Consider the following 6,988-nt stretch of genomic DNA (forward strand, 5'->3'; position numbering starts at 1 on the left):
CACCGTGTGGAAGTTCAGCTTGACCTCGCCGAGCGAGCTCGAGATGCGCACCACGCCGGCTCTGGATGCATGACCTGCCGCCGCCTGATGAGACGGCTTCGGCACGCCCGCCGCCTTGGTCGCCTTGTCGATCGGACCGAGCGCGTGGATCGCATGTCCGTTCGCGGCGTTGCGCGGCGCCGACAGGCCTGATTTCGGAACGGGCACACGCTCGATCGCGGGAGCGCGCGGCTTGCCGTGCTCGATCGGATTGAACGTCCCTGCACCGCTCAGGCTGAGACCGGGCTTGCCGTGCTCAGAGACGGTGGCCGCTTGTCCCGGCATGACCTGGGCAATCTGCCCCGTCTTGAAATCGGAGACTTCGACCTGGCCGCGGAGCACGCCGACCTTGGTGCTGTTCGCTCCCACCGTGACGCTGAACTGCGTTCCCTTGACCACGGCGGCGAGATAGGGGGTCTCGACCTCGAAATGCTTGACGTTGCGCTTCTCGACCTCGAGCAGGATCGATCCCGCCTGCTGGATGATGGTGGTCGAGAGCCCTTCCTTCGTCGCGGCCGGCAAGCCGACCACGGAGTTGGGAGAGATCAGAATGGTTTCCTCGCCGCGGACGAGCAGCACCCGGCCATTGCGTCCGGTGCGAATGGTATTGCCGGGCTTGAGCGTCTCTTCCTGGTTCAGCGACACCTGTTGCGCGCCGTCGGTCGCGACCCACACCTCACCGGTGGCCTTGCTGACCGACCAGACGCCGTCATCCGCGGCGAACGCACCGGAAGCCGTCCCAAGGGTCAGCGCCGCCACGAAGGCACACCGCATTCCAATCTTGCCAAGCATGACGATCCTCAGTCTGCGTTACAGCCGGATCTGAGGGGTATCCGAAATCACTCAAGAGAGGATTAGCAGGAAGCGGCCAGCCAAGCGGCCGCCTTAACCAATCATTGACCATAAAAAACTATGAAAAATCATGCCGCTAACGAACCCTTACCATCCCATTGGAGAGTCTCCGTCAAACTACGGGGACAGGTTCGCTGCGCGGGCTGAGAAACGGGATCTGCTTACCGCGCTGCTGCTGCTGGCACCGATTTTTACGGGAGTTCCGCACGCTTTCGCTCAACAGGCGAACCAGCCGGGCTTCGATCCGCGCCAGCCCGAGAAATATTTCGATAACCAAGCCGAGCGGGAATCGCTGAGCCGGCCTGCGGTCCAGCTTCCGAGCGTCGGACAGGGGAATACCGGCGGGGATACGAAGCCGCAATTCATGCTGCGCGGCATCGACGTCGGCGGCGCCCACGCCGTCTCCCAACATCGGATCGCCGCTGTCTATCAGCCCTATCTCGGCAAGAAGGTCTCGCAGGCAGATCTCGCCGCGATCGCAGGTGCGATCAGCGATCTGTACCGCGCCGACGGCTTTCATCTGAGCCGGGCCATCGTGCCGCCGCAGGACATTGGCGATGGACGCGTCCGGATCCAGGTGATCGAAGGCGCCATCGTGCAGGCCGAGCTGAAAGGCGACGGCGCCGAGCAATTCGGCATCAGGCCGATGCTGGGCCCGGTTCTGGCCGAGCAGCCGTCGCGCCTTGCAACGCTCGAACGCCAGCTCTTCCTCATCAACGGCAGGCCGGGCGTCCGGATCACCGATACCGCGCTCGAGGAGATCGGCGGCACGTCCGGCCGCTTCCGTCTCACAGTCTACTTGAAGACCTGGCACGTCTTCTCCTCGTTCGGCCTGGACAATCTCGGATCGTCGTCGGTCGGCCCGTGGCAGACCTATGCGACCGGGGCATTCAACTCCTATCTCACGCCCGGCGATATGCTGGCGGTCAACCTGTCGACCATCGCCAACGACCCACGCCAGCTCGGCTTTGCGCGGCTGTCTTACGACACGCCCATCGGTGTCGATGGTTTCCGCCTTGGCGGCTCCGTGCTGTACAGCGCGGTCCGGCCGGGGGATGCCCGCCGCCTCGACAGCGACATCACGACGACCGAGGCCTTCGAGCTGCGCGCCAGCATCGCTCCGCTGCAATCGCAATCCTCCGCGCTCACGCTGACTGCGGCGACAACATTCAGCAATGTATCCGAGCACGACCTGTACGGTCCCTGGTACAACGACCACATCAGGACGGCGAGCCTGACCGCCGACTACCGGTTGCAGGATCGCTTCGGCGGCACCAATCTTGCGACGCTGACCTACCGCCAGGGCCTCGACATCTTCGGCGCCTCGCACTTCGGCGACGATTTGTTGTCGCGCGACGGCGCATCCTCGAACTTCTCGGTGCTGAACCTCTGGTTCACACGCTACCAGACACTCAACGATGCCTGGTCGCTCAAGCTCTCCGCGGCGAGCCAGACAGCCTCGCGGCCGCTGTTCACCTCGCAGCAATTCTATCTCGGCGGCGCGGCGTTCGGCCGGGGCTACGGCGCAGCCGAGATCAGCGGCGACAACGGCCTTGCCGGCTCGCTCGAACTGCGCTTCGACCAGAAGCTCAATTTCCGCTACTGGACCGGCTATCAGCTCTACGCCTTTGGCGACGCCGGCGCCGTCTGGAACGACGGTTACCGCCTGAGCGAGGGCCTGTCGCTCACATCGGCCGGCGCCGGTGTGCGATTCTTCCTGCCAGACGACCTCCAGGCTGATCTCGGCGTGGCCGTGCCCTTGAGCTACCCGGCACCGGACAACGCGCGCCGCAGTCCCCGTTTCCTGTTCACGCTATCGAGCGCATTCCGGCTCTGCCCTGAACGCGGGAAAACCGGCTGTCTGTAGCCGCGCGCAGTTGCCCTCGGATCCGGCCCTTTTGCCGCCTTGCTCACAGACTTGCCTAAATTTAATCCCGTAACGTGCTCACGATCGCTCGATCCGGGAGTTCCCAATGACCATGTTCAGCCGAACGTGATTTGAGACGCAACCATGAAGAGAGTGTTTGTAATTTTGGCGTTTCTCTGCGTCCTCGGCGTCGGAGAGTATTTCCTCGTCAGCCGGTTCGCGATCCGCCATGAGGCCGTGGCGCTGTTCGACGCCTCGCGTCAGCGGCCGATCGCCGTCGAGGTGGCAGTGCGGCGTGACTATGAGACCAAGGCCAATCTCGGCCTCTGGAAGCTCCCCGTTGCCATCATCAGCAACGGCAACACGGTCAAGGCCACCGAATATTCCTTCCTCGCCAACGTGCTCGCTGCGCGCGGCTACCTGGTTGTCAGCATCCAGCAGGACCTGCCGAGCGATCCGCCGTTGATGACCCGTGTCGGTCAGCAATATGTCGGCCGGCGTGACGTCTATATCCGCTGTGAGGCCAACATTCTCTTCGTGTTGGGCGAACTGAAGAGGCGGCAGGATAACGTCGACTACGACCACATCACCCTTGTTGGCCATTCCAACGGCGGCGATGTCTCGATGTATGTCGCCCACCAGCACCCGGAGCTGGTGTCGAAGGTGATTACCCTCGACAATCTGCGGGTGCCTTTCGTGCTCAGCGACGGCATGAAGATCCTGTCGTTCAGGTCGAAAGACCCGCATTTCGTGACCGATCCCGGCGTGCTGCCGACGCCGGAAGAGGCCAAGGCGCGTGGTATCGACATCGTCCACACCGGCGCCCAGCACACGGAGATGAGCGATCGCGGCCCCAACTCGGTCAAGGAGAAGATCCAGGAAACGCTCGACCGCTTCCTGCGTGACAGCGCCAGCAGCGCGCTCGCGCCGGCTGACACGAAGAGTCCGATGATCATGAATCCGGGCGATTATTAGCCGGGAACACTTTGCGGCAGATCAAGGCGGCTCCGGGGCGGCGGGATAGAACAGCCGCACGGCCTCGGAGAGTCACGTGTCGCACTATATCGAAAGCCTTGATACGAAAGGTCTGCCCGCTGCGAGGATGCCGGCACCCGTACGGCATCTCTATCGTTCGGTCCGCAAGCTGCTGCGATCGATCATCGCCCGCATTGATCTCTCGCAATTTCCGGGATCGTGCTGCGGATAAGCATGGCGGCGAACGAATGCGTGAAGGTTACCCTATGCACCAGCATTTGAGACGAATCTGCCTGCTGCTTGCCGTAACCTCGAGCGTCGGCACGTCGTCCGTGCTCGCCGCCGATGCCGATCACGGTGCCGACCTCGCCAAGCGCTGGTGCGCAAGCTGCCATGTCGTCGCCACCGGCCAGACCCAGGCGAGTGCCGACGTTCCCTCCTTTGCCTCCGTTGCGCGCAGGCAGGACTTCAATCCGGAGAGGCTCGCCTTTTTCCTGCTCGATCCGCACCCGAAGATGCCGAATTTCCCCTTGAGCCGGACCGAAGCCGGCGACATCGCGGCCTACATCGCATCGCTGCGCTAGCGCATGATCCGCACGCGGAGGGCCGCGTTAGCGCAAAGTGTGAAGCGGTAGCGTCGCCGAGCACCACATCTGCCAGAAATGCAAATCCCTGCCGGCGGACCGACAGGGATCAGCAGAAGGGATGCCAGACGGCGAATGAAGTCATCCGGTGGCCCGGCATGGATCCGCGCCGACATCGAAGTGCGGATCGCCACGCCATGCAAGTTCAATTTGTGGGCACGTCGTGCACAGGCCCGGAATCAGGACTTGCCCTTCCCCGGTTGCATGAGACTCCCGGTCATCTGGCGCATGTGATCTCCGGCGCTGGTGAACTGGCTGCGCAGGAAATCGGACTGGATTCGCATCGCTTCCTGGAGGTCGGTGGCATGAACCAGCTTGCGTGCGTGGTCGAAGGCCGACTTCATGTTCTGCTCGGTGAAAACCAGCGCCTGCTTCGACACCTCCGTCCCCGCGCCTGGAACTGACGACATCGATTTGGTGGCGGCTTCGAAAAACATCCCGAATGCTTTTTCCGCCTGGTCTATCGTCTTCTCGGCCAAGTCGCGCAGTTCGGCCGGAACTTCGAGTTTCGGTTCGATCATGGTCGCACTCCTCCCGTTTTCCCAATTGAATACCACACTTGGCGGATCGCCTTCCAGCGCCAGCCTTGGGGGAAACGTCGCCCGGCAGTCCGGCCCCGGCAGGAAAACGTAGCGGGAAAACGAAGGAGACGGCGTAAGGCCGGCGCGCGGCCGGGCTCAGGACAAGGGGATCTCGGGAAGTGCTTCCTCGGTGGCGAGGTCTTCGACCAGCTTGATGACCTCGAAACGCTGTCGAGGCGCGAGCTTCAGGAAAGCACGGAGCAGGCGCAGACTTTCGACCGTGCCGCTTGCGGGCACGCCGAGCTTGAGGTGCAGTTCAGTCGCGAAATTGAGGTTTTTCATCTCGCACCTATGACAAGCATCGGCCTTCGTAATCCACTCAAGAACCGAATGCCACGACAAGACGCCACAACAGGACCCTATCGCGACGAACTCTCGACCGGATGGCCCTGACCGCTTGGCACGCTGAACGACATGTCCCAAACCACGGGCTCAACCAGAGGGTTGCAAGTATGTCAAAGAACAACCAGTCCGGCAAGTCCAGCAATGGCTGTAGCGATGCTTCGTCTGCATCGCACCATGGCAATTCCGGATAACAGGAATATCGACCGCCGTCACCCACCTGCGTCAAGAAGCGGCATCAATCACGCACACAGCCTCGGTCGCTGTCAATCGGTGCAACGTTTCGGCATGTTTCCGATATGAATGGACGCTCGCTGCGAACGAGCGGCTTTCCAGCGCTTACACGCAATTGTTGCGTCCGCCCTCGGCGGTTGTATCCGCGGCAAAATGAAGGCTGATCTGGCAGCCGATCTCCAGCGTCCTGATCTCGGCGCGGCCGTCGCCTCGGGATTCATTGGTCCGGAAATGTTTTTCGCCCATGAACTTTTGTCCATGAGCGAACGACCAAGCCGTTGCGACACGGCCACGCAGACGACGGCGCCATGGCTGAAGACTCTTCGATTCGGGCGCGCGTCAGCACCAAAGGACGACGGCATGCTTTCTCGCTGCGATCTCATCAAGGGCGCCGCGGCTGCGCTTTTCACCCTCTCGATACAAGGCGCCTGGGCGCAGGAGACCAAGATGAACCTGTTCAAGATCATCACCGTCAAGGACGAGATCGTCGTCGGGTTATCGGCAGAGGAACTCAAGGCGCTTGGCGGCAACGATGCGAGCGCGGTTGCGCACGCGTTGGCGCAGAAGGGCGATCTCACGGTGTGGCAATACAACGTGCATCGCGGCCCGAACGGCGATTTGCAGCAGGCGCCGACCGCCAAGATCGGGCTTCTGGCCAACGCCTCGCTTCGCGTCGAGCCCTACACCACGCCTTACCAGATCGTACCGCATCCCTAGGCAACAGGTTGGCACGCCGGCGGCCGAGGCCGCCGGCGTGCCGTATTCATCTTCGCCGCTCTGCCCGTTGTGTCCCCGTTTCCGTCGCAAAGCCGTAGACCAGGGCCAGCCGGTCCAGACATTCGCGAAAACGCCGCGCGAAATAATCGTTCCAGCGCTGCGTCCGGACGGCGCGACGCTCCCCGATCTGATCCATAGTCAGGCCCAGAATCAGCACGTCGTGCACCAGCGCGGCACCGTCGGTGCCGAGTTCCCGCTCGACCCGATTCAGCCGCAACACCGCCTGGCGCTGGCTCTCGGTGACGGGCTCACGCGTGCGCGCGCCATCGACATATTCACGGGTCGGATCCATCGCCTGAGGACCCCGCTCCGCCCTCTCCCAATCGTTCTGGAAGGCACGCCCGCCGCGGTATTGCGCCTCGTCGATCTGGTGGTGTGCCTGCAGCCGACCGAGGGGATCGCTACGGATCGACCGGATGACCACGATCTTCTCACCGGAATCGAGCGCCAGCGGATTGTCGACCTCGACCTCCGCCACTTCGGCATTGAACGGCAGCTCGCGGGACCGCCGGTCGTAGATCTGCGTCATTTTGTAGGACTTACTGCGTCGGACACGAGCCACTCGGATACTCCTTGCGAAATTTATCGATGGACGGGGGGCCACAAGCTCAGGCAGCCGAGACCAGCCTCAGCACGACCGGACCGGGCGCGCGGGCGGACGCAGCACCAGAGCGACG

At 62.7% G+C, this 6,988-nt stretch carries 10 protein-coding genes; 4 read left to right on the top strand and 6 right to left on the bottom strand.

Annotated elements, in window-relative coordinates; all coding sequences use genetic code 11:
• The coding region (locus MOV75_RS22000) for a FecR domain-containing protein (protein WP_247006605.1) at window positions 1-831 on the bottom strand (831 nt) is incomplete at its 3' end.
• 172 nt (window positions 832-1,003) lie between these two features.
• A complete protein-coding gene (locus MOV75_RS42740) occupies window positions 1,004-1,288 on the bottom strand; it encodes a hypothetical protein (protein ID WP_246923847.1) in 285 nt (94 codons plus the stop codon).
• Between MOV75_RS42740 and MOV75_RS22010 the strand changes: the two genes are divergently transcribed.
• The 3 genes from MOV75_RS22010 to MOV75_RS22020 all read left to right on the top strand — a co-directional run bounded on the left by MOV75_RS22010 (window position 1,256) and on the right by MOV75_RS22020 (window position 4,317).
• Window positions 1,256-2,758, top strand: a complete 1,503-nt coding sequence (locus MOV75_RS22010; RefSeq protein WP_246923850.1) for a ShlB/FhaC/HecB family hemolysin secretion/activation protein — start codon at window positions 1,256-1,258, stop codon at window positions 2,756-2,758. The genes MOV75_RS42740 and MOV75_RS22010 overlap by 33 nt on opposite strands.
• Window positions 2,759-2,902: 144 nt before the next feature.
• Window positions 2,903-3,733: an alpha/beta hydrolase gene (locus MOV75_RS22015; protein WP_246923853.1), complete on the top strand. Its 831-nt coding sequence runs from the start codon at window positions 2,903-2,905 to the stop codon at window positions 3,731-3,733.
• Window positions 3,734-3,999: 266 nt separating this feature from the next.
• Window positions 4,000-4,317: a cytochrome c gene (locus MOV75_RS22020; RefSeq protein ID WP_246923857.1), complete on the top strand. Its 318-nt coding sequence runs from the start codon at window positions 4,000-4,002 to the stop codon at window positions 4,315-4,317.
• 239 nt (window positions 4,318-4,556) lie between these two features.
• Here MOV75_RS22020 and MOV75_RS22025 read toward each other — a convergent pair whose 3' ends face one another.
• From MOV75_RS22025 to MOV75_RS22035, 3 genes are all read right to left on the bottom strand, one after another.
• Window positions 4,557-4,898: a phasin gene (locus tag MOV75_RS22025; RefSeq protein ID WP_246923861.1), complete on the bottom strand. Its 342-nt coding sequence runs from the start codon at window positions 4,896-4,898 to the stop codon at window positions 4,557-4,559.
• 156 nt (window positions 4,899-5,054) lie between these two features.
• Complete coding sequence (locus tag MOV75_RS22030; protein ID WP_246923864.1) at window positions 5,055-5,240, bottom strand: hypothetical protein; 186 nt, start codon at window positions 5,238-5,240, stop codon at window positions 5,055-5,057.
• 399 nt (window positions 5,241-5,639) lie between these two features.
• Complete coding sequence (locus MOV75_RS22035) at window positions 5,640-5,780, bottom strand: hypothetical protein (RefSeq protein WP_246923867.1); 141 nt, start codon at window positions 5,778-5,780, stop codon at window positions 5,640-5,642.
• Window positions 5,781-5,894: 114 nt separating this feature from the next.
• Between MOV75_RS22035 and MOV75_RS22040 the strand changes: the two genes are divergently transcribed.
• On the top strand, window positions 5,895-6,251 hold the full coding sequence (locus MOV75_RS22040; protein ID WP_246923871.1) for a hypothetical protein: 357 nt from the start codon (window positions 5,895-5,897) through the stop codon (window positions 6,249-6,251).
• A gap of 46 nt (window positions 6,252-6,297) precedes the next feature.
• On the opposite strand, the gene MOV75_RS22045 is transcribed toward MOV75_RS22040, so the two are convergent.
• Complete coding sequence (locus MOV75_RS22045; protein WP_246923873.1) at window positions 6,298-6,873, bottom strand: hypothetical protein; 576 nt, start codon at window positions 6,871-6,873, stop codon at window positions 6,298-6,300.
• Window positions 6,874-6,988 lie beyond the last annotated feature (115 nt).

Origin of the sequence: Bradyrhizobium sp. PRIMUS42 (assembly GCF_023006515.1) — a bacterium.
Taxonomy (GTDB): Bacteria; Pseudomonadota; Alphaproteobacteria; order Rhizobiales; family Xanthobacteraceae; genus Bradyrhizobium.

Bases quoted from the DNA above. Each gene is read 5' to 3' on its own strand.
- MOV75_RS22025 (WP_246923861.1), bottom strand. From the start codon at position 4,898: ATGATCGAACCGAAACTCGAAGTTCCGGCCGAACTGCGCGACTTGGCC.
- MOV75_RS22015 (WP_246923853.1), top strand. From the start codon at position 2,903: ATGAAGAGAGTGTTTGTAATTTTGGCGTTTCTCTGCGTCCTCGGCGTC.
- MOV75_RS22010 (WP_246923850.1), top strand. From the start codon at position 1,256: ATGCTGCGCGGCATCGACGTCGGCGGCGCCCACGCCGTCTCCCAACAT.
- MOV75_RS22020 (WP_246923857.1), top strand. From the start codon at position 4,000: ATGCACCAGCATTTGAGACGAATCTGCCTGCTGCTTGCCGTAACCTCG.
- MOV75_RS22040 (WP_246923871.1), top strand. From the start codon at position 5,895: ATGCTTTCTCGCTGCGATCTCATCAAGGGCGCCGCGGCTGCGCTTTTC.
- MOV75_RS22035 (WP_246923867.1), bottom strand. From the start codon at position 5,780: ATGGGCGAAAAACATTTCCGGACCAATGAATCCCGAGGCGACGGCCGC.
- MOV75_RS22030 (WP_246923864.1), bottom strand. From the start codon at position 5,240: ATGAAAAACCTCAATTTCGCGACTGAACTGCACCTCAAGCTCGGCGTG.